This is a genomic window from Micromonospora sp. C41 (assembly GCF_018070485.1).
GTDB classification, from domain to species: domain Bacteria; phylum Actinomycetota; class Actinomycetes; order Mycobacteriales; family Micromonosporaceae; genus Micromonospora; species Micromonospora chalcea.
Genome location: NZ_JAGPXP010000027.1, coordinates 1 through 19,636, shown reverse-complemented (window position 1 = coordinate 19,636; position 19,636 = coordinate 1). Strand labels below are relative to the sequence as shown.

Below are 19,636 nucleotides of genomic sequence, written 5' to 3'. Positions count from 1 at the left end.
AACGGCCGATTCAGGCCGGCGAGTTCCGCACCGGGGCGGCCGGAGCGGGCCGGCGACGCGGGGTGTGCCGCCGGTAGACGCTCACGCTCGGCTCGTCCGCCAGCCAGAACCGCCACGGCAGGTCGTGCGCGGCGGCGACCCCGACACGCGGCCCGGCGACGATGTGCGCCGGGTCGACCGGGATCGCCGGTGGCGTCAGCAGCAGCGGGCCGCTGCCGTCGATAGCCGAGGTGCCGTTCGCGTCCCGCCCGATCCCGAGCGCGGTGACCAGCCGGGCCGGCCCGCGGGCCAGATCCCGGTCGGCGGCGCGCGGCCTGCGCTCGCGGGCGGTCTCGACGCCGCCGACCACCTCGCCCGCGCGCAGCAGCACCGCCGCCGCCTCGCCGTCGCGCCCGCAGACGATGTTCGCGCACCAGTGCATGCCGAACACGAAGTACACGTAGACGTGCCCGGCGGGCCCGAACATGACCTGGTTGCGCGGCGTCGGCCCGCGGTGGGCGTGCGACGCCGGGTCCTCGCCGGTGCCCGCGTACGCCTCCACCTCGGTGAGGCGTACGGTGACGCCGCCGGCCGACACGGTCCAGCCGAGCAGCGTCCGCGCGGTCTGCGCGATCTGCGCGGCGGGCGCGGAGAGCCAGGGGTACGTCATCGCGGCAAGGGTAGTCGGTGGGAGGCGCGTGATCCGGGCCACGCCGGGGCGGGCGGCCACCGGAATAGTTGACTCGTCAAATATGTTGTGAGGAGCGATCCCGGGCCGACCGGTCCGGACCCCACGCGAGGAGCTGGTCATGCAGTTCGGAGTCTTCACCGTCGGTGACGTCACCCCCGACCCGACAAACGGGCGACTGCCGTCCGAGCGTGAGCGGATCAAGGCCATGACCGCCATCGCGCTCAAGGCCGAGGAGGTCGGCCTGGACGTCTTCGCCACCGGCGAGCACCACAACCCGCCGTTCGTGCCGTCGTCGCCGACCACCATGCTCGGCTGGATCGCCGCGCGCACCGAACGGCTGCTGCTGTCCACCGCGACCACGCTGATCACCACCAACGACCCGGTGAAGATCGCCGAGGACTACGCGATGCTGCAGCACCTCGCCGACGGCCGGGTGGACCTGATGATGGGGCGCGGCAACACCGGGCCCGTCTACCCGTGGTTCGGCCAGGACATCCGCAACGGCATCCCCCTGGCCATCGAGAACTACGACCTGCTGCGCCGGCTCTGGCGCGAGGACGTGGTCGACTGGAAGGGCCGGTTCCGTACGCCGCTGCAGGCGTTCACCTCGACCCCGCGCCCGCTCGACGGCGTGCCGCCGTTCGTCTGGCACGGCTCGATCCGCAGCCCGGAGATCGCCGAACAGGCCGCGTACTACGGCGACGGCTTCTTCGCCAACCACATCTTCTGGCCCAAGGAGCACACCCAGCGGATGGTCGGCCTCTACCGGGAGCGGTTCGCGCACTACGGCCACGGCTCACCCGACCAGGCCATCGTCGGCCTCGGCGGGCAGGTATTCATGCGCCGCAACTCCCAGGACGCGGTACGCGAGTTCCGCCCCTACTTCGACAACGCCCCGGTCTACGGGCACGGCCCGTCGCTGGAGGAGTTCACCCGCGAGACGCCGCTGACGGTGGGCAGCCCGCAGCAGGTCATCGACCGGACGCTGGGCTTCCGCGAGTACGTCGGCGACTACCAGCGGCAGCTCTTCCTGATCGACCACGCCGGCCTGCCGCTGAAGACGGTGCTGGAGCAGCTCGACCTGCTGGGCGAGGAGGTGGTACCGGTGCTGCGCAAGGAGTTCGACTCGCTGCGTCCCGCGCACGTGCCCGAGGCGCCCACCCACGCCGGCCTGCTGGCCGCCCGCGACGCCGCTCCGGCCGACGGGGAGCAGCGATGACCCGTCGTACCCTGGCGGTCGTCTCGGCCGGGCTCGCCCAGCCGTCGTCCACCCGTCTGCTCGCCGACCAGCTCGCCGCGGCCGCCCGCGACGAGCTGGCCGGGCGCGGCGCGACGGTGGAACTGCGCACCGTGGAGCTGCGCGAGCACGCCCACGACGTGGTGAACCACCTGCTCACCGGCTTCGCGCCGGCCGCGCTGCGACAGACACTCGACGCCGTGGCGGCCGCCGACGCGCTGATCGCGGTGACGCCGATCTTCAACGCGTCCTACAACGGGCTGTTCAAGTCGTTCTTCGACGTGATCGACCGGGACACGCTCGCGGGCAAGCCGGTGCTCATCGGGGCGACCGGCGGCACCGCCCGGCACTCCCTCGCGCTGGAGCACGCGGTCCGGCCGATGTTCACGTACCTGCGGGCGGCGACACTGCCCACTGCGGTGTTCGCCGCGCCGGAGGACTGGGCCGGTGACGACGGGGACAGCGCGCTGCGGTCCCGGATCCGCCGGGCCGCCGCCGAGCTGGCCGAGCAGGTGGACCGCCGCCCGCCCGCGACCGGCCCGGCCGACCCGTTCGCGCTCACCACCGACTTCGCCGACCTGCTCGCCGGCCGCGACCCGGCCTGACGCCGCGGCGTCTGACGCTCGCGCCACGAAGCACCCGGCCGTAGACGCCCACATCGATCACGCGAGCGTAGGGCCATGCACGACCGGGCCGAAGCAGCCTGGCGGACTCCGGGCTGGCGCGGGGCCGCCGCCCGCGAGGCGGCTCAGTCGTCGGCCGGCTCGGGCCGGTGGGCGACGAGCACCGGGCAGTGGGAGTGCTGCACCATTGCCTGGCTGACCGAGCCGAGCAGCAGCCCGACGAAGCCGCCCCGGCCCCGGGAGCCGACCACCACGAGCGCCGCCTCGCCGCTGGCCTCGACAAGCGCAGTCTCCGGCGAGGGGGAGGTGACGGACCGCTCCGTCACCCGCAGGCCCGGATGCGCCGACCGGACCCGCTCCGCTGCCTCGGCCAGCAGTCCCGCCGCCTCGGCCCGCTCGGCGGTGGAGGCCTCCGCCGCGACCTCGGGCGCCACCGCGCCGCGTTCCGGCGACCGGACGTGCATCAGCACCAGCTCCGCGTCGCGCCGCTCGGCCTCGTCGGCAGCCAGCTCGATCGCGTACGCGGCCGAGTCGGAGCCGTCCACGCCGACCAGCACCGGCCCGTCCACCGGAATCGGCTGCTCCTCCGGGCGGACGATCAGCACCGGGCAGTGCCCGTGCTGCGCGAGCTGCCCGCTGACCGAGCCGAGCAGCAGGCCGGCGAAACCGCCCACGCCCCGGCTGCCCACCACGACCAGCTCGGCGCGGCGGGACTCCTCGACCATCGTCGCGCCCGGACCGCCGGCCACCTGGCGCACCTGCACCCGCAGGCCCGGGTGCCGCTCGGTCAGGTCGGCGGCGACCGACTCGAGCATCTTCTCCGCCTCCGCGGTGGGCGCCGGCACCCCCGGGTCGTACGGGTTGAGCGGCACGCCGTAGCCGAGCGGGTGCAGGTATCCGTGCACCAGCACCAGCGGCCGGGAACGTGCCACGGCGGTCGCGGCAGCCAGGTCGGCGGCGGCCAGGCTGGACGGCGATCCGTCCACTCCCACCACGACGGGTCGGTTCATCAGGTCTGTTCCCTCCGGTCGGCTCAGGCCATTGTGGCGGTCCCGGCGGCGCCGGGACCGCCGAACCGGGGTCAGCGTTCCCGGCCCCCGCGGTGCCGGACGACGGCCAGCGGGCTGTGGCAGTGGTGCAGCACGGCGTGGCTGACCGAGCCGAGCAGCAGCGAGCCGAGGCTACCCCGCCCGTGCGCGCCGACCACCGTCAGCTGCGCCCCGACGGACTCCTCGACCAGCACCCGGGCCGGCGTGGCGGCGGCGACCAGCTTCGGCCGCACCGTGACCTCCGGGTAGCGCTCGGTCCAGCCGGCGACCGCCTCGGCCAGCACCCGCTGCTCGTCGGCGCGCAACTGCTCCGGCTCGTACGCCAGCGGCAGGACGTCGCCGAACGCCTCGCGGTAGCTCACCGGCTGCGGGTACAGCCAGGTGTGCACCACCACCAGCTCGGCGTCGCGCGCCGCGGCCTCGGCGAACGCGAACCCGACCGCCTCGTCGGACAGCGCGGAGCCGTCCACGCCGACCACCACCGGGCCGTCGGCGCGGGCCTCGCCCCGGGCGACGAGCACCGGGCAGTCCGCGCGGGCGGAGAGCTGCACCGCCGCCGAGCCGACCAGGAGTTCGGCGAAGCCGCCCAGGCCACGGTGGCCCAGCACGAGCAGCGCGGCGTCGCGGCTCTCCCGCAGCAGCACCGCGACCGGCCCGCCGTCGACCACCGCGCCGGTCACCGCCAGCTCCGCGTCGACCTTGCGGGCCTCGTCCACCGCCTCCTCGACCAGCTTCTCGGCCTCCTGGCGCAGCTCGATGTCGGGCAGCACCGGGGCGACCATGCCCAGCGGCGTGCCGACCAGCGGCCACAGGAAGGCGTTCACCACCCGCAGCGGCCGGTGCCGCAGCACCGCCTCTCGTGCGGCCAGCCGTACCGCGTCCAGCGCGGACGGGGAGCCGTCCACGCCCACCACGACGGGGGCACCGGTCCTGTCGGTCATGACGTCCTCCTTCGGTTCCCCCTCAGCCTGCGCCGACGGCTCCCACCTGGGCAGAGTCGATCCGCCCGGCAAGGCCGGGACCATCGGCCCCTACCGGCCGGGGCCGTTCGCGAGGTGGAATGGGAACCAGTGCTCCCTCCTGTCGATCCTGGAGGCGCGATGACCCCGCTGGAGATGCTCCGCGTCCACCCCTTCCTGGCCGGGCTGCCCGACGAGTGGCTGCCCCGGCTCACCGGGTACGCCCGCCCGGTGGTCTGGCACCCCGGGCACCGGCTGTTCCGCGCCGGCGCGGAAGCCGACCGGTTCTGGCTCGTCCGCGGCGGCCAGGTGGCACTCGACTTCCCGGTGCCGGGCCGCGGTGACGTGGGCATCGAGACGATCGGCCCGGGCGGCGTGCTCGGCTGGTCCTGGCTGTTCCCGCCGTACCGCTGGCAGTTCGGCGCGGTCGCCACCCAGCGCAGCACCGCCGTGGAACTCGACGCCGACGGGGTACGCCGGCTGATGGAGTCCGACGACACGCTCGGCCGCCAGCTCACCAGCCGGTTCATGAGCGTGGTGGTGGACCGCCTCCAGGCGTCCCGGGTCCGGCTGCTCGACCTCTACGGCTACCCGACGGCCGCAGCCAGCTGAACCGGCGCGCGGTCAGGTGACGGTGAGACCGCGGGCGGCGAACTGACCGCGTACCCGGGTCAGCAGGTCGGCATCAGGCGGCTCGGTGTCCGCCAGCGGGAACGTCAGCCCCAGCTCGGCGTACTTGTGCGCACCGAGCCGGTGGAACGGCAGCACCTCCACGCGCTGCAGCGTGGCCAGCCCGGCCGCGATGTCGGCCACCCGCTCCACCTCGTCGACCGCGTCGGTCAGGCCGGGCACCAGCACGTACCGGATCCACATCGGCGTACCCCGGTCGGCCAGCCGTTGCGCGAACCGCAACGTCGGCGCGAGCCGGCCGGTGCCGGTGACCCGGCGGTACGTCTGCGGGTTGCCCGCCTTCACGTCGAGCAGCACCAGGTCGGTGGCGTCCAGAAGCGTGTCGTCGGCGCGGACGCCGAGGAAGCCGGAGGTGTCCAGCGCGGTGTGCAGGCCCAGGTCGACGTGACAGCGCCGCAGCAGCTCCCGGGTGAACGCCGGTTGCAGCAGCGGCTCCCCGCCGCTCACCGTGACGCCGCCCCCGGCCACCTGGATGAACCGGCGGTACCGGCCGGCGAGCGCGACCATCTCGTCCACGCTGCGGCGGCGGCCGCTGCGGCCGTACCAGGTGTCCGGGCTGTGGCAGTAGCGGCAGCGCAGCGGGCAACCGGCCAGGAAGACCACGAACCGGGTGCCCGGCCCGTCCACCCCGACCGAGGTGTCCCAGGAGTGCACAGCGCCGGTGACGCACCCCGGCGCCGCCGCAGTCACCTGCGGCGGCGCGGGCGGGCGGCCGTTCACAGCGACCCGTGGAAGGTCCGCGACACCACGTCGCGCTGCTGCTCCGGCGTGAGCCGCACGAAGTTCACCGCGTACCCGGAGACCCGGACGGTGAGCTGCGGGTACCGCTCCGGGTGCGCCATCGCGTCCAGCAGCGTGGCCCGGTCCAGCACGTTGACGTTGAGGTGGAACCCGCCGGCGTCGGCGTAGCCGTCGAGCACCCCGGCCAGGTTCGCGATCCGCTCGTCGCGGGTGTGGCCCAGGCCGTCCGGCGTGACGGTGCCGGTCAGCGAGATGCCGTCGCGGGCCGCGTCGTACGGCAGCTTCGCCACCGACAGCGCGGACGCGACCAAGCCGTGCGTGTCCCGCCCGTTCATCGGGTTCGCCCCCGGCGCGAACGGCTCACCGGCGCGCCGCCCGTCCGGCGTGTTGCCGGTGTGCTTGCCGTACACCACGTTCGAGGTGATGGTGAGCACCGACATGGTCAGCTCCGCGTCGCGGTACGTGCGCTGCCGGCGCAGCTTCTCCGCGAACGTCTCGACCAGCCACACCGCGATCTCGTCGGCCCGGTCGTCGTCGTTGCCGTACGTCGGGAACTCGCCCTCGACCGCGTAGTCGACCGCCAGCCCGGACTCGTCACGCAGCACCTTGACCCGGCCGTACCGGATGGCCGACAGGCTGTCCACGGCGACCGACAGGCCGGCGATTCCGGTGGCCATGAACCGGCGCACCGGGTGGTCGTGCAGCGCCATCTCCAGCCGCTCGTAGGCGTACCTGTCGTGCTGGTGGTGGATCACGTTCAGCGCGTCCACGTACGTCTGCGCCAGCCAGTCCAGCGTGCGGTCGTACGCGGCCAGCACCTCGTCGTAGTCGAGCGTCTCGCCGCCGACCGGCGCGGCCGGCGGGGCGACCTGCGCCCCGGACAGCTCGTCGCGGCCGCCGTTGATCGCGTACAGCAGCGCCTTCGCCAGGTTCGCCCGGGCGCCGAAGAACTGCATGTCCCGGCCGACCCGCATGGCCGACACGCAGCAGGCGATCGCGGTGTCGTCGTCGTACGCCGGGCGGATCAGCTCGTCGTTCTCGTACTGGATGGCGCTGGTGTCCAGCGACACCTGGGCGCAGAACCGCTTGAACCCCTCGGGCAGCCGCGGCGACCAGAGCACCGTCAGGTTCGGCTCCGGCGCCGGGCCGAGGTTGTACAGCGTCTGCAGGTAGCGGAACGTGGTGCGGGTGACCAGCGGCCGGCCGTCCGCGCCCATCCCGCCGAGCGACTCGGTGACCCAGGTCGGGTCGCCGGAGAAGAGCTGGTCGTACTCGGGGGTGCGCAGGAAGCGGATGATCCGCAGCTTGATCACGAAGTCGTCGATCAGCTCCTGCGCGCCGCTCTCGTCCAGCCGCCCCTCGGCGATGTCCCGCCGCAGGTAGGCGTCGAGGAACCCGGCGGTGCGGCCGAGCGACATGGCGGCGCCGTTCTGCTCCTTCGTGGCGGCCAGGTAGGCGAAGTAGAGCCACTGGATCGCCTGCGCGCCGGTGACGGCCGGGCGGGAGATGTCGAAGCCGTACGAGGCGGCCATCTCCTTCAGCTCGCCGAGCGCGCGGAGCTGCTCGGCCAGTTCCTCCCGGTCACGGATCACGTCGTCGGTGCTGCGCCGGTCGTCCAGCGCCGCCTTGAGCGCGCGGCGTTCCTCGATCAGCCGGTCCACGCCGTACAGCGCCACCCGGCGGTAGTCACCGATGATCCGCCCGCGTCCGTACGCGTCGGGCAGGCCGGTGATGACGTGCGAGCGCCGGGCCGCGAGCACGGTCTCCGGGTACGCGTCGAACACCGCGTCGTTGTGCGTGCGGCGGTACCGGGTGAAGATCTCGTGCACGCGCGGGTCCGGCTCACGCCCGTACGCGCGCAGCGCCGTCTCCACCATCCGCAGCCCGCCGGCCGGCATGATCGCCCGCCGCAGCGGCGCGTCGGTCTGCAACCCGACGATCAGCTCCCGCTCCCGGTCGATGTAGCCGGGCGCGTGCGAGGTGATCGTCGACGGGGTGGCCGCGTCGACGTCGTACACGCCGCGGCGCCGCTCCTCCGGGAACATTTCCCGCAGCCGGTCCCACACGGCGAGCGTGCGCGGCGTCGGCCCGGTCAGGAACGAGGCGTCCCCGGTGTACGGCTCGTGGTTGTGGCGGACGAAGTCGGCCACGTCGACTGTCTCCTGCCACGCGCCGGCGTGGAATCCGCGCCAGGGGGCCAGGGGTTCGGTGGCGGTCATGTCGGTCCCTCTCCGGGGCGTCGGCGGCCCGGTCCCCGCGGGTGCGGGGACCGGGGGCGGGGGTCAGGGCTGGAGCACGAGCCGGGCGGCGACCCGGCCGGCGAGGACGTCGTCCACCGCGTCGTTGATGTCGTCCAGCTTGCGGGTCTCGTAGACGACCCGGGTGCGGCCGGCGGCGTGCAGCGCGAAGACCTCGGCCAGGTCGGCGCGGGTGCCGACGATCGAGCCGAGCACCCTGATGCCCTTGAGTACCGTCTCGAAGACGGGCAGGGTGATCGCGTTGTCGGCGGGCAGCGACACCAGCACCAGCCGGCCGCCGCGGCGCAGCGAGCGGTGCGCCTGCTCGATCACCCGGGGACTGGCGGCCAGCACGATCGCCACGTCCACGCCGCCCAGCGCGGTGATCCGCTCGACCGGGTCGGTGGTGGCGGCGTCGACAGTGTGCGCGGCGCCCAGCGACGTGGCCAGCTCCAGCTTCTCGGCGGTCACGTCCACCGCGACCGTCTCGGCGCCGAAGATCTGCGCGTACTGCTGGGCGAGGTGACCCAGACCGCCGATGCCGAAGATCGCGACCCGCTCGCCCGGCCGTACCCCGGCGACCTTGACGGCCTTGTACGTGGTGACGCCCGCGCAGGTCAGCGGCGCGGCCTCGAACGGGTCCACGCCATCGGGCACGCGGACCGCGTAGCGGGCCGAGGCCACCGCGTACTCGGCGTGCGCGCCGTCGATGCTGTAACCGGTGTTGCGCTGCGACTCGCACAGCGTCTCCCAGCCGGTCACGCAGTACGCGCAGGTGCCGCAGGCCCAGCCGAGCCAGGGCAGCGCGACCCGGTCGCCGACGGCGTGCTCGGTGACGCCGGGGCCGACCTGCTCGACCAGGCCGACGCCCTCGTGACCGGGTACGAACGGCGGGGTGGGCTTCACCGGCCACTCGCCGCGGGCGGCGTGGATGTCGGTGTGGCAGAGTCCGCTGGCTTCGACGCGGACCAGGATCTCGCCCGGGCCGACCTCCGGCACGGGACGCTCGGTGATCTCCATCGGACGGTCGAACGCGGTGACGACACTGGCGCGCATCGGGGGCCTCCCTCGGTCTCGTTCTCACCCTCAGCGTCGTCGGTCCGGGCGCCGCCGGGCAGGGGCGCAGGACCGCGGTGACCCGGGACCAACGGCCCCTCCGCCGAGGGCCGACGGGAGAACGGCGGTACGGCCGCCGGTGACGTACCGGCGGCCGTACCCTTGGGTGGTCAGCTGTCGACGACGAGGCGGCGGGCCCGCAGCAGGCGCGCCCACCATGGCCGGTCGTCCGGGCGCAGCCGGGGCGCCGGCAGGCCGCGCAGGCTGACCCAGCCGCCCGGCCCCATGGTGACGGTGCCGACCGACGGCGGACGGCGCCGCGACCACACCGCCACGGCGGCGGTGAGCGCGGCCACCGCGAACGCGCCGGTGGCCGCGGCGACGAGCTGGTCCGGTTCGACCACGCGCCGGTAGCGGACCCGGCCACCGGCCGCGACGAACACGCCGACCGGACGGCCGTCGCGGTTCACCGGCACCAGCGCGGCGTCCCCGGGCAGCTCCAGCACCGGGCCGACCGGCCCGGCCGGGGTGGGGGTGGGCGTCGCGGGCGGAGGCGCGGCCTGCGGTGGCGCCGGGCGGGGGACCGGCGCGACCGCCGGACCGGTCGGGTTGAAGATGGCGGTCATGACGCTGCCCTCCTAGCGGGAGTCGGACTTCTCGGTACGGGCCTCGACGGCGGCCCGGCCGGCGGCCAGCCGCGCCACCGGCACCCGGTACGGCGAGCAGGAGACGTAGTCGAGCCCGGCCGCGGCGAAGAACCCGATCGAGTCCGGGTCGCCGCCGTGCTCGCCGCACACCCCGACGGTCAGGTCCGGCCGGGCCGCCCGCCCCTCGGCGACGGCGAGGCGGACCAGCCGCCCCACGCCGGTGGCGTCGATGCTCTCGAACGGCGACACCGGGAAGATCCCCCGTTCCAGGTACGTGGAGAAGAACGCCCCCTCCACGTCGTCCCGGGAGAACGCCCAGGTCATCTGCGTCAGGTCGTTGGTGCCGAAGGAGAAGAAACGCGCCTCGGCGGCGATGTCCCCGGCGGTCAGCGCCGCCCGGGGCGTCTCGATCATGGTGCCGATCGGGATCTCCGGCGCGCCCGGCACCCCGGCCAGGACCCGCCGTGCCTCGTCCGCCACCGCGGCGAGTTCCCGCACGTCCCCGACCAGCGGCACCATGATCTCCGGGCGCGGGTCACCGCCGGCCCGGACCCGCTGCGCGGCCGCCTCGGCCAGCGCCCGCACCTGCATCGCGAACAGGCCCGGCACCACCAGCCCGAGCCGCACGCCGCGTAGCCCCAGCATCGGGTTCGTCTCGTGCATCCGCCGTACCGCCGTCAGCAGCACGCCGTCGTGGCCCGGTTCCTCGCCGCGCGCCTGCGCGCCCGCCACCCGGGCGGTCAGCTCGGCGAGCGGAGGCAGGAACTCGTGCAGCGGCGGGTCGAGCAGCCGCACCGTGACCGGAAGCCCGTCCATCGCGGTGAGCAGCCCGACGAAGTCGGCCCGCTGCAACGGCAGCAGCGCGTCCAGCGCCGCGCCGACCTCGGCCGGGCCGTCGGCCAGGATCAGCCGCTCGACCAGTTCCCGGCGCTCGCCGAGGAACATGTGCTCGGTGCGGCACAGACCGATCCCTTCGGCGCCCAGCTCACGGGCCCGGCGCGCGTCGTCCGGGGTGTCGGCGTTGGCGTGGACGCCGAGCGTGCGTACCGCGTCGGCGTGCCCGAGCAGCCGGTGCACGGCGGCGACCAGCGGGTCGGCCTCCGGGCGCAGCTCACCGGTCAGGTACCGGGCCACCGGGGACGGCTGCACCGGCACCTCGCCGCGCCAGATCCGCCCGCTGGTGCCGTCGATCGAGATCACCTCGCCGGCGCGCACCACCTGCTCGCCCACCGTGAACTCGCCGCGCTCCACGTCGATGGTCAGCGCCTCGGCCCCGCAGACGCAGGTCCGGCCCATGCCGCGGGCCACCACGGCGGCGTGCGACGTCTTCCCACCGCGCGAGGTGAGCACCCCGACCGCGGCGATCATGCCGGGCAGGTCGTCCGGGTTGGTCTCCGGCCGGACCAGGATCACCGGCCCGGTGGACGCCGCCGCGGCGGCCGAGTCGAAGACCACCCGCCCGACCGCGGCGCCGGGGGAGGCGCCGACGCCGACGGCGAGCGGCTCGGGCGCGCCGGCGACGTCGAAGGCCGGGAACATCAGCTGGGCGAGCTGCGCGCCGGTGACCCGGGTGAGCGCCTCGTCGGCCGTGATCAGCCCTTCCTCGGCCAGCTGCGCGGCGATCACGAACGCCGCCGCCGCGGTGCGCTTGCCGACCCGGGTCTGGAGCATCCACAGCTTCCCGCGTTCGATGGTGAACTCGACGTCGCACAGGTCGCGGTAGTGCCGCTCCAGCGTCGCCATGATCTCCCGCAGCCGGTGGAAGCTCACCGGGTCGAGGTTCGCCAGCTCGGTCAGCGGCACCGTGTTGCGGATGCCCGCCACCACGTCCTCGCCCTGCGCGTCGCTCAGGTAGTCGCCGTACACGCCGGGTGCGCCGGTGGCCGGGTCGCGCGTGAACGCCACCCCGGTGCCGGAGTCCGGGCCGAGGTTGCCGAACACCATCGCCATCACGTTGACGGCGGTGCCCAAGTCGTCCGGGATGCGCTCCTGCCGCCGGTAGATCCGGGCCCGCTCCGAGTGCCAGGACTCGAACACCGCGCGCACGGCCAGGAACAGCTGCTCGTGCGGGGCCTGCGGGAAGTCGTGCCCGACGTGCCGGGCGAAGATCTTCTTGTACGTGTCGACCAGGTCGCGCAGCTGCCCGGCGCCCGGCCCGCCCGGACCGGCGGTGGCCCGCAGCGCGGCCAGCTCGTGCTCGAACTCGTCGCCCGGAATGCCGTGCACGGTGCGGCCGAACATCTGGATCAGCCGCCGGTACGAGTCCCACGCGAACCGCTCGTCGCCGGTGCGGGCGGCCAGCCCCGCCACGGTGGTGTCGTTGAGCCCGATGTCGAGGATCGTCTCCATCATCCCCGGCATCGAGTACCGCCCGCCGGAGCGCACCGCCAGCAGCAGCGGGTCACGCGGGTCACCCAGCCACCGGTCCAGCCGCGCCTCCACCTCCCGCAGGTGCGCGTTTATCTCCTCGTACAGCCCGGCCGGCGGCGCCCCGGTGGCCAGGTACGCCCGGCACGCGTCGGTGGTGACGGTGAACCCGGGCGGCACCGGCAACCCGAGCCGGGTCATCTCGGCGAGGTTGGCGCCCTTGCCGCCGAGCAGGTCGGCCTGGCTGCGGTCACCCTCGATGAAGTCGTAGACGTACTTCGACATGGTCCGGCCTCCTCGACTGCGTCGTTGCACCTCCTTGGTAACCGGGCCGGCCGGCCGTGCGGCAGGGCCGGACGGGACACACACCGGGCCGGAGGTCCCGACCGTGTCGGAGGGGGCCCGTATCGTTCCGGCCGTGACGAACGAGGTGCTGCTCCGCCCGGTGCGCGACGACGACCTGCCCGCCTTCTTCGCCCACGAGCAGGACCCGCAGGCGAACTGGATGGCCGCGTTCGGCCCGAAGGACCCGTCCGACCGGGCCGCGTTCGAGGCGCACTGGGCGCGCATCCGCGCCGACGCGCGCATCGTGAACCGCGCGGTCACCGTCGACGGCCGGCTGGTCGGTCGGGTGGCGGCGTTCCCGGTCGGCGAGCAGACCGAGGTCAGCTACTGGATCGACGCGGCGTACTGGGGGCGCGGCCACGCCACCGCGGCGCTGCGCGCGCTGCTGCGCGAGGTGCCGCACCGGCCGCTGCACGCCCGCGCCGCGAAGGACAACGCCGCCTCGCTCGCGGTGCTGCGCAAGTGCGGCTTCGTCGTGGTCGGCGAGGACTCCGGGTACGCCCCGGCGCGCGGCGCCGAGGTCGAGGAGTACGTGCTGGAGCTGCCCGCCGAGGGGCCTGACCAGGCAGACCGCTAGTCTCCCCGGGTGAACTGGCTGGAACTCGTCGGCTGGGCCGGCTCCGCGCTGCTGGTCTGGTCCCTGCTGCAGACCCGGATCCTGCGGCTGCGCGCGCTCAACCTGGTCGGATGCCTCATCCTGATCGGCTACAACACCGCAGTGCAGGTGTGGCCGATGGTGGGGCTGAACGTGGTGCTCGCCGTGATCAACGTCTGGTACCTGCGCAAGCTGCTGGCCACCCGGCACGACGAGCAGACCTACCAGGTGGTCGAGGTGGGCACCGGCGACGCCTTCCTGGCGCACACGCTGCGGGTGCACGCCGCCGACATCGCCCGCTTCAACCCGGGCTTCCGCTGGGACGCCGACGCCGACGACCGCTCGGCGTTCCTGGTGGTACGCGCCGACGAGGTGGTCGGCGTGATGCTCTCGCACGCCGAACCGGGCGGCGTGGCCCAGATCGACCTGGACTACGTGACCCCGCCGTTCCGGGACTTCACCCCGGGCGAGTTCGTCTACCGGCGCAGCCGGCTGTTCACCGACCGGGGCTTCCGCCGCGTGGTCAGCCCGCCCGGCATGGTCGCCCCCTACTACCACCGGCTCGGATTCCGGCCCGAGGGCGGCGCGTACGTGCTCGACCTGCCCGTACCGGCCTGAACCCGGCCCCGGCGGGTGACACCGGCGCCGGTCATGATTCAGCGGCGGGCCCGCGGGGCACAGAGGGGCCACGCCGACCGGATCTGCCGGCCGGTGGGTCGGCCGTCGGCCGGCCCGGATCGGGTCGAGGGAGATAACCGGTCGTGCAGAGCTACTGGAGCCAGCTGGCCCTGGTCGGTGTGCTGGTGATCCTCAACGCGGCGTTCGCCGGCAGCGAGATGGCCCTGGTGTCCCTGCGGGACAGCCAGGTGCAGCGGCTGGAGCGCAGCGGCCGGGGCGGACGGACACTGGCCCGCCTGGCGAAGGATCCGAACCGGTTCCTGGCCACGATCCAGATCGGCATCACGCTCGCCGGGTTCCTCGCGTCCGCCGCCGCCGCGGTCTCGCTGGCCCGGCCGCTGGTGCCGCTGCTCAGCGTGTTCGGCAACGCCGCCGAGACCGTCGCCATCGTCGCGGTGACGCTGGTGCTCACGTTCGTCACGCTGGTCTTCGGCGAGCTGGCCCCGAAGCGGATCGCGATGCAGTCGGCCGAGCGGTGGGCGCTGCTGGTGGCCCGCCCGCTGGACCTGCTCTCCAGCATCACCCGGCCCGCCGTCTGGCTGCTGGGCGCCACCACCGACCTGGTGGTACGCCTGTTCGGCCTGGACCCGAAGGCCGAGCCGGACGAGATCGGCCCGGACGAGCTGCGCGACATCGTGGCCGGCAACCACGGCTTCACCAAGGAACAGCGCACGATCATCGCCGGTGCGGTGGAGATCGCGGACCGGCAGTTGCGGGCTGTGCTCGTACCCCGGTTGCAGGTCTTCACGCTCGACAGCGGCACCACCGCCGAGGCCGCGCGGCTGGTCCTGGCGGCGACCGGCCACTCCCGGGCGCCGGTGGTCCGCCACGGCGGCCTGGACGACGCGGTCGGCGTCATCCACCTGCGTGACCTGGTCGGCGTCTCCGACGACCGGCCGGTCGACGAGATCGCCCGCCCGCCCATGCTGCTGCCCGACTCGCTGCCGGTGGTCGACGCGCTGCGTCAGTTCAAGGCCGAACGCCAGCACATCGCGCTCGTGGTCGACGAGCGCGGCGCGGTCGACGGGATCGTCACGCTGGAGGACATCCTCGAGGAGATCGTCGGCGAGATCTACGACGAGACCGACCGCGACCTGCGTTCCGTGCGCACCGAGCCGGACGGCACGCTGGTGCTGCCCGGCACGTTCCCGGTGCACGACCTGACCGACCTGGGCGTGGAGCTGCCGAACCGGCCGGCGGGCGACTACACCACCGTCGCCGGGCTGGTGCTGATCTGCCTCGGGCACATCCCGACGGTGGCGGGGGAGCAGGTGACGGTGGACGGCTGGGAGCTGGCGGTGGCCGACGTCGACCAGCGGGCCATCACCGAGGTGCGGGTCCGCCGGCGCGGCCGCGGCGACGACTCCCCGGACGACGACGCCGCGGACGACGCCGGCGAGCCGGCCGACGCCCCGGAACTCGACGAGGCGCGCCGCTGACGGACGGCGTCCGGCAACTCGGCCCTCAGCGGCGTCCGGCCGGCGGGCCGAACGGGAAGCCGGGCACCGGCGGAAGCAGCTGCACCGCGTCGGCGGGCACCTGACGGGTGCTGCGCCCGACCAGCCGGGCCACCATCCGCAGCAGCCACGGCCCGGACGGGTGCAGCTCCGGGCCGATCAGGCGGCTGATCACCCGGGTCCACCAGTGCCCGGCGACGATCACGTCGGTGATCCGCAGCCGGTCCGGCGGCCACCCGCCGCGCACCACCACGTCCACCACCCGGCCCAGCCGCCGCCCGTGCAGGTCGTAGGCGGTACGGCCGAGCAGCTCACCCGCTCGCACGGCCGGACCCGGGAATGTGCTCGATCAGGTGCCGGCGCAGCCACGCCTCCACCGGCGACGGCGGCAGGTCCGCCGCCCGGCAGCGCAGCCGCACCGCGCTGTCCACGTGGGCGACCTGCGACAGCGGTACGCGCAACGGCGGCACCGGCGGGTCGTCGGTGAACCGGTCCGCCACCGCCACGAGCAGCCGACCGACCCGCCCGCCGATCCGCTCCCCGAGCGCCCCCTGCCCGGTGAGCAGGCTGTCCACGTACGGGAAGCCCTCGTCGTCGACTGCGAACGCGATGTCGTCGACCCGCCCGACCAGCCGCCCGTCCACGTCGACGATCTGCCGGTCGAGCAGCCGCTTGGCCAGCTGAACCCTCATGGACCCATCCCCGTCATGATCGCCAGTGGGATCGCGGCCACCGACGCCGCGACGATGAGCAGCAGGAACACCGCGCCGAGCAGGTTCATCCAGCGCCCGTTGACCCGGTCGCCGAGGTACCCCCTGTCGTTCGCGACCACCAGGATCGGCAGGTACGTCAGCGGCAGCACCACAGCGCTCAGCACCAGCATGTACTCGGTCAGCCGCACCGGGTCCACGGTCGTCATCAGCATCACCACGCCGAGCAGCAGACCGACCAGCAGGACGCTGTGGAACCGGGCCGCCTCCCGGGGGCGGACACGCTTGCCCCACTGCCAGCCGAAGTACTGCGCCGCCGCGTACGCCGCCGACAGGCCCGTCTCCAGCGCCGCGCCGAACGTCACCGCGAAGAACGCCAGCACGGCGGTGGCCAGGCCGGCGCCACCGAGCGCCGTGGCCACCGGCCGCGCCACCTCGTCGAGCGTACTGAGCGACACCCCGGACGGGTGGTAGGCCACCGTCGCCACGGCCACCAGCGACAACGCCAGGAACCCGCCCACCGGAAAGCCGATCAGCACGTTCGACCGGGCCCGCGCCAGGTCCGCCGCGCTCCAGCGCTCCTCGACGCCGCCGGAGGAGAAGAAGAACACCTCGTAGGGGCTCACCGTCGAGGCGAACAGCGCCACCGCCACGAACCAGTACAGCGGCCAGCCGTGCCCGGCCGCGCTGATCTGCCACGCGCCCTGCCCGAGTTCCGGCCAGTCGGTCGGCAGCGCCACCAGCGCGACCGCGAACACCAGCAGCGCCAGCCCGGCGAGGCCGAAGATCCGCTCCATCAGCTCGAAGCGCAGCCGCCACAGCACCAGCCAGACGGCCAGCGCGGCGAGCGGCACCCAGAACAGGTGACTCACCCGGGTGGCCAGTTGCAGCGCCAGCGCCACCCCGCCCAGCTCCGCGGCGAGCGTGACCACAGTGACCAGCCACGACGCGACCAGGTTGAGCAGCGCCACCCGCGGCCCGAGCCGCTCCCGGACCAGGTCGAAGACCGCCCGCCCGCTCACCGCCGCGATCCGGCCGGCCATTTCCGCGTACGCGCAGATGCCGACCACGCCGGCCAGCAGCACCCAGGTGTGGGCCATGCCGAACAGCGCGCCGGCCTGACTGGCCGCCACCAGGTCACCGATGTCGACGAAGCCGCCGACGGCCGACAGTACGCCGAGCGTGGCGGCGAACAGCTTCCTCACGTCGGTTCGGGAGCGGACGATCTCACCGAGGCGACGATATCGGCGTCAGTGCCCGGTTTCGGGCGAATGCGTCAGGAGGCGGTCAGGTTTTGCAGGCGCGCCTGGCCGCGGGCCACCAGCCGGCCGTCCGCGTCGGTGATCTCCACGAGCCAGAGCTGCTGGCTGCGGCCCCGGTGCACGGGCGTGCCGACGGCGGTCAGCTCGCCGTCGCGCACCGCGCGCAGGAAGTCGGTCTGGTTCGACACCCCGACCACGTTGCCCTTGTCGCCCAGCCAGAGCGCGCCGCCGATGCTGGCCGCCGTCTCGACCACCGAGCAGTAGACGCCACCGTGCTGGATCCCGTACGGCTGGTGCAGCTCCGGGCGCACCTTCCACCGGATCACCACCCGGTCCCCGCTGACCTCGTCGAACGTCAGGCCCAGCAGGGCCACGAAGCCACCGGTCAGGTTCGGCATGTCCACCGCGGTTCCTCCTCGCGTTCGACGGCGCCGCCAGCCTAGTCGGCCGCACCTCGGCAAACCCGGTACGGCCCGGGTCCGGTAATGGGGGAGAATCGGTGACCGTGACCGACAGCAACCTCCCGCAGGGGCGGGACTCCCTGACCGACGACCTGCTGTGGCGGGGCCTGATCCAGGACTCGACCGGCCTCGACGAGCTGCGCGACCTGCTCGGGGGCGGGCAGGCCACGTTCTATGTGGGCTTCGACCCGACCGCCCCGAGCCTGCACGTCGGCCACCTCATGCAGGTCCTCACCGCGCGCCGGCTCCAGCTCGCCGGGCACCGTCCGCTGCTGCTGGTCGGCGGCGCCACCGGCCAGATCGGTGACCCGAAGGAGAGCGCCGAGCGGACGCTCAACTCGCCCGACGTGGTCGCCGGCTGGGTGGAGCGCATCCGCGAGCAGCTCTCGCCGTTCGTCACGTACACCGGGGAGAACGCGGCGCAACTGGTCAACAACCTGGACTGGACCGGCGAGATGTCGGTGGTGGAGTTCCTCCGCGACGTCGGCAAGCACTTCCCGGTGAACAAGATGCTCGCCCGCGAGGTGGTCAGGGCGCGCCTGGAGACGGGCATCAGCTTCACCGAGTTCAGCTACCAGCTGCTGCAGGCGAACGACTTCTTCGAGCTGCACCGCCGGCACGGCTGCCAGCTCCAGTACGGCGGCTCCGACCAGTGGGGCAACATCACCGCAGGGGTGGACTACGTTCGCCGGCGCGGCGCCGGGCCGGTGCAGGCGTTCACCACCCCGCTGGTGACGAAGTCCGACGGCACCAAGTTCGGCAAGAGCGAGTCCGGCGCGATCTGGCTCGACCCGCAGATGACCAGCCCGTACGCGTTCTACCAGTTCTGGGTCAACGCCGACGACCGGGACGTCAGCCGCTACCTGCGGTACTTCAGCTTCCGCTCCCGTGAGGAGCTGGAGGAGCTGGAGAAGGCGACCGCGGAACGCCCGCAGGCGCGCCTGGCCCAGCGGGCGCTCGCCGAGGAGCTGACCACGCTGGTGCACGGCGAGCGGGAGACGGCCCAGGCGGTCGCGGCGAGCCAGGCGCTGTTCGGGCGGGGCTCGCTCGACGAGCTGGCCCCGGAGACGCTGCGCGCCGCGCTGACCGAGGCCGGCCTGGTGCGTCTCGACGAGCTGCCGGACGTCGCCGGCCTGCTCAAGGAGTCCGGCCTGGTGCCGAGCATGAAGGAGGCCCGCCGGGTGATCGCCGAGGGTGGCGCGTACGTGAACAACACCCGGATCTCCGAGGTGGACGCCACCGTGTCGGCGGACGACCTGCTGCACGGCCGGTACCTCGTGCTGCGCCGGGGCAAGCGCTCGTTCGCCGGTGTCGAGCTGCGCGGATAGTCCGTTGTCGACAATGTGACGCGGGACGCGCCCAGCGGATTTGACGATCACTCCGCTGGGCGCGTAACTTTCTCTCTGCCAGCGCGGAACGGACGAAACAGGCGAAAGACCTGGAAGGCCGGAGCGCAGGACCTGAGAACCGGGTGGTGCCCCGGATTCGCCGGGAGGCGGATTTGGCGAGGCGGAACCGACCGGGTAAGGTTATCGGCCGGCAGGGAAACGGACGAGCCAGCGGGAAACCGCGGGCGGCCGGCCTGCCGAATTCCTCGGAACGACCGACGGAAGTCGGTTGAATCGGGGTGCCCGGTAAAAAGGTGATGCACGACAAACCGGTTGACACCGGTTTGACACGGCAGAAACCACCGGGTAACGTAGTAAAAGTGCCCGGCGCGAGAGCGGCGGGTGGTTGAACGAAATGCCCCGGCTGGGGGTTCTGCTGATGCGGGGCCTGGTGGTTGGTGTGTGGTTGTTCTTTGAGAACTCAACAGGGTGCTTGTAAAGCCAGTGCCAATTGTTTTATACCC

19 protein-coding genes are annotated in these 19,636 nt (G+C 73.6%); 7 read left to right on the top strand and 12 right to left on the bottom strand.

Going from position 1 to position 19,636, the window contains the following annotated elements:
• Positions 1–10 precede the first annotated feature (10 nt).
• Positions 11–649, bottom strand: a complete 639-nt coding sequence (locus KBX43_RS24340) for a DNA-3-methyladenine glycosylase (RefSeq protein ID WP_043324917.1) — start codon at positions 647–649, stop codon at positions 11–13.
• 139 nt (positions 650–788) lie between these two features.
• On the opposite strand from KBX43_RS24340, the gene KBX43_RS24335 reads away from it, so the two are divergent.
• Positions 789–1,889: an LLM class flavin-dependent oxidoreductase gene (locus KBX43_RS24335; RefSeq protein WP_043324916.1), complete on the top strand. Its 1,101-nt coding sequence runs from the start codon at positions 789–791 to the stop codon at positions 1,887–1,889.
• Positions 1,886–2,512: a CE1759 family FMN reductase gene (locus tag KBX43_RS24330; protein WP_043324915.1), complete on the top strand. Its 627-nt coding sequence runs from the start codon at positions 1,886–1,888 to the stop codon at positions 2,510–2,512. Before KBX43_RS24335 ends, KBX43_RS24330 begins: the two co-directional genes overlap by 4 nt.
• 143 nt (positions 2,513–2,655) lie before the next feature.
• Here KBX43_RS24330 and KBX43_RS24325 read toward each other — a convergent pair whose 3' ends face one another.
• Both KBX43_RS24325 and KBX43_RS24320 read right to left on the bottom strand, forming a co-directional pair.
• Complete coding sequence (locus KBX43_RS24325; RefSeq protein WP_210887284.1) at positions 2,656–3,540, bottom strand: universal stress protein; 885 nt, start codon at positions 3,538–3,540, stop codon at positions 2,656–2,658.
• Between the two features lie 71 nt (positions 3,541–3,611).
• Positions 3,612–4,520, bottom strand: coding sequence for a universal stress protein (locus tag KBX43_RS24320; protein WP_043324913.1), 909 nt, complete (start codon positions 4,518–4,520; stop codon positions 3,612–3,614).
• Positions 4,521–4,679: 159 nt separating this feature from the next.
• On the opposite strand from KBX43_RS24320, the gene KBX43_RS24315 reads away from it, so the two are divergent.
• A complete protein-coding gene (locus KBX43_RS24315; RefSeq protein ID WP_210871722.1) occupies positions 4,680–5,150 on the top strand; it encodes a cyclic nucleotide-binding domain-containing protein in 471 nt (156 codons plus the stop codon).
• Positions 5,151–5,162: 12 nt separating this feature from the next.
• Here KBX43_RS24315 and pflA read toward each other — a convergent pair whose 3' ends face one another.
• The 5 genes from pflA to ppdK form a co-directional block, all read right to left on the bottom strand.
• A complete protein-coding gene (gene pflA, locus KBX43_RS24310) occupies positions 5,163–5,948 on the bottom strand; it encodes a pyruvate formate-lyase-activating protein (protein WP_051611069.1) in 786 nt (261 codons plus the stop codon).
• Positions 5,945–8,188, bottom strand: a complete 2,244-nt coding sequence (gene pflB, locus KBX43_RS24305; protein WP_210887282.1) for a formate C-acetyltransferase — start codon at positions 8,186–8,188, stop codon at positions 5,945–5,947. The genes pflA and pflB overlap by 4 nt, the downstream gene beginning before the upstream one ends.
• A 63-nt stretch (positions 8,189–8,251) precedes the next feature.
• Positions 8,252–9,262 (bottom strand): alcohol dehydrogenase AdhP, encoded by a 1,011-nt coding sequence (adhP, locus tag KBX43_RS24300; protein WP_069087697.1) that lies wholly within the window; start codon positions 9,260–9,262, stop codon positions 8,252–8,254.
• A 170-nt stretch (positions 9,263–9,432) separates the two neighbouring features.
• On the bottom strand, positions 9,433–9,888 hold the full coding sequence (locus KBX43_RS24295) for a hypothetical protein (RefSeq protein ID WP_210887279.1): 456 nt from the start codon (positions 9,886–9,888) through the stop codon (positions 9,433–9,435).
• 12 nt (positions 9,889–9,900) lie between these two features.
• Complete coding sequence (ppdK, locus tag KBX43_RS24290; RefSeq protein ID WP_210887276.1) at positions 9,901–12,561, bottom strand: pyruvate, phosphate dikinase; 2,661 nt, start codon at positions 12,559–12,561, stop codon at positions 9,901–9,903.
• 133 nt (positions 12,562–12,694) lie between these two features.
• Between ppdK and KBX43_RS24285 the strand changes: the two genes are divergently transcribed.
• The 3 genes from KBX43_RS24285 to KBX43_RS24275 all read left to right on the top strand — a co-directional run bounded on the left by KBX43_RS24285 (position 12,695) and on the right by KBX43_RS24275 (position 15,333).
• Positions 12,695–13,198, top strand: coding sequence for a GNAT family N-acetyltransferase (locus KBX43_RS24285; protein WP_113973125.1), 504 nt, complete (start codon positions 12,695–12,697; stop codon positions 13,196–13,198).
• Between the two features lie 9 nt (positions 13,199–13,207).
• A complete protein-coding gene (locus tag KBX43_RS24280) occupies positions 13,208–13,834 on the top strand; it encodes a hypothetical protein (protein ID WP_043324908.1) in 627 nt (208 codons plus the stop codon).
• A 143-nt stretch (positions 13,835–13,977) separates the two neighbouring features.
• Positions 13,978–15,333 (top strand): hemolysin family protein, encoded by a 1,356-nt coding sequence (locus KBX43_RS24275; protein ID WP_043324907.1) that lies wholly within the window; start codon positions 13,978–13,980, stop codon positions 15,331–15,333.
• Between the two features lie 25 nt (positions 15,334–15,358).
• On the opposite strand, the gene KBX43_RS24270 is transcribed toward KBX43_RS24275, so the two are convergent.
• The 4 genes from KBX43_RS24270 to KBX43_RS24255 form a co-directional block, all read right to left on the bottom strand.
• The gene (locus tag KBX43_RS24270; protein WP_210887273.1) at positions 15,359–15,676 is read right to left on the bottom strand and encodes a PRC-barrel domain containing protein; all 318 of its coding nucleotides are present in this window, start codon (positions 15,674–15,676) and stop codon (positions 15,359–15,361) included.
• Positions 15,663–16,043, bottom strand: coding sequence for a hypothetical protein (locus tag KBX43_RS24265; RefSeq protein ID WP_043324905.1), 381 nt, complete (start codon positions 16,041–16,043; stop codon positions 15,663–15,665). Before KBX43_RS24265 ends, KBX43_RS24270 begins: the two co-directional genes overlap by 14 nt.
• On the bottom strand, positions 16,040–17,266 hold the full coding sequence (locus KBX43_RS24260) for an NRAMP family divalent metal transporter (protein WP_043324904.1): 1,227 nt from the start codon (positions 17,264–17,266) through the stop codon (positions 16,040–16,042). Before KBX43_RS24260 ends, KBX43_RS24265 begins: the two co-directional genes overlap by 4 nt.
• A gap of 71 nt (positions 17,267–17,337) precedes the next feature.
• On the bottom strand, positions 17,338–17,727 hold the full coding sequence (locus KBX43_RS24255; RefSeq protein WP_374226019.1) for a PaaI family thioesterase: 390 nt from the start codon (positions 17,725–17,727) through the stop codon (positions 17,338–17,340).
• Between the two features lie 101 nt (positions 17,728–17,828).
• Between KBX43_RS24255 and tyrS the strand changes: the two genes are divergently transcribed.
• Entirely contained in the window at positions 17,829–19,112 is a 1,284-nt protein-coding gene (gene tyrS / locus KBX43_RS24250) for a tyrosine--tRNA ligase (protein WP_104114322.1), read from the top strand.
• Positions 19,113–19,636: the final 524 nt, after the last annotated feature.

Bases quoted from the DNA above. Each gene is read 5' to 3' on its own strand.
- KBX43_RS24330 (WP_043324915.1), top strand. From the start codon at position 1,886: ATGACCCGTCGTACCCTGGCGGTCGTCTCGGCCGGGCTCGCCCAGCCG.
- adhP (WP_069087697.1), bottom strand. From the start codon at position 9,262: ATGCGCGCCAGTGTCGTCACCGCGTTCGACCGTCCGATGGAGATCACC.
- KBX43_RS24335 (WP_043324916.1), top strand. From the start codon at position 789: ATGCAGTTCGGAGTCTTCACCGTCGGTGACGTCACCCCCGACCCGACA.
- KBX43_RS24315 (WP_210871722.1), top strand. From the start codon at position 4,680: ATGACCCCGCTGGAGATGCTCCGCGTCCACCCCTTCCTGGCCGGGCTG.
- KBX43_RS24340 (WP_043324917.1), bottom strand. From the start codon at position 649: ATGACGTACCCCTGGCTCTCCGCGCCCGCCGCGCAGATCGCGCAGACC.
- KBX43_RS24265 (WP_043324905.1), bottom strand. From the start codon at position 16,043: ATGAGGGTTCAGCTGGCCAAGCGGCTGCTCGACCGGCAGATCGTCGAC.
- KBX43_RS24295 (WP_210887279.1), bottom strand. From the start codon at position 9,888: ATGACCGCCATCTTCAACCCGACCGGTCCGGCGGTCGCGCCGGTCCCC.
- ppdK (WP_210887276.1), bottom strand. From the start codon at position 12,561: ATGTCGAAGTACGTCTACGACTTCATCGAGGGTGACCGCAGCCAGGCC.
- KBX43_RS24320 (WP_043324913.1), bottom strand. From the start codon at position 4,520: ATGACCGACAGGACCGGTGCCCCCGTCGTGGTGGGCGTGGACGGCTCC.
- KBX43_RS24325 (WP_210887284.1), bottom strand. From the start codon at position 3,540: ATGAACCGACCCGTCGTGGTGGGAGTGGACGGATCGCCGTCCAGCCTG.
- pflB (WP_210887282.1), bottom strand. From the start codon at position 8,188: ATGACCGCCACCGAACCCCTGGCCCCCTGGCGCGGATTCCACGCCGGC.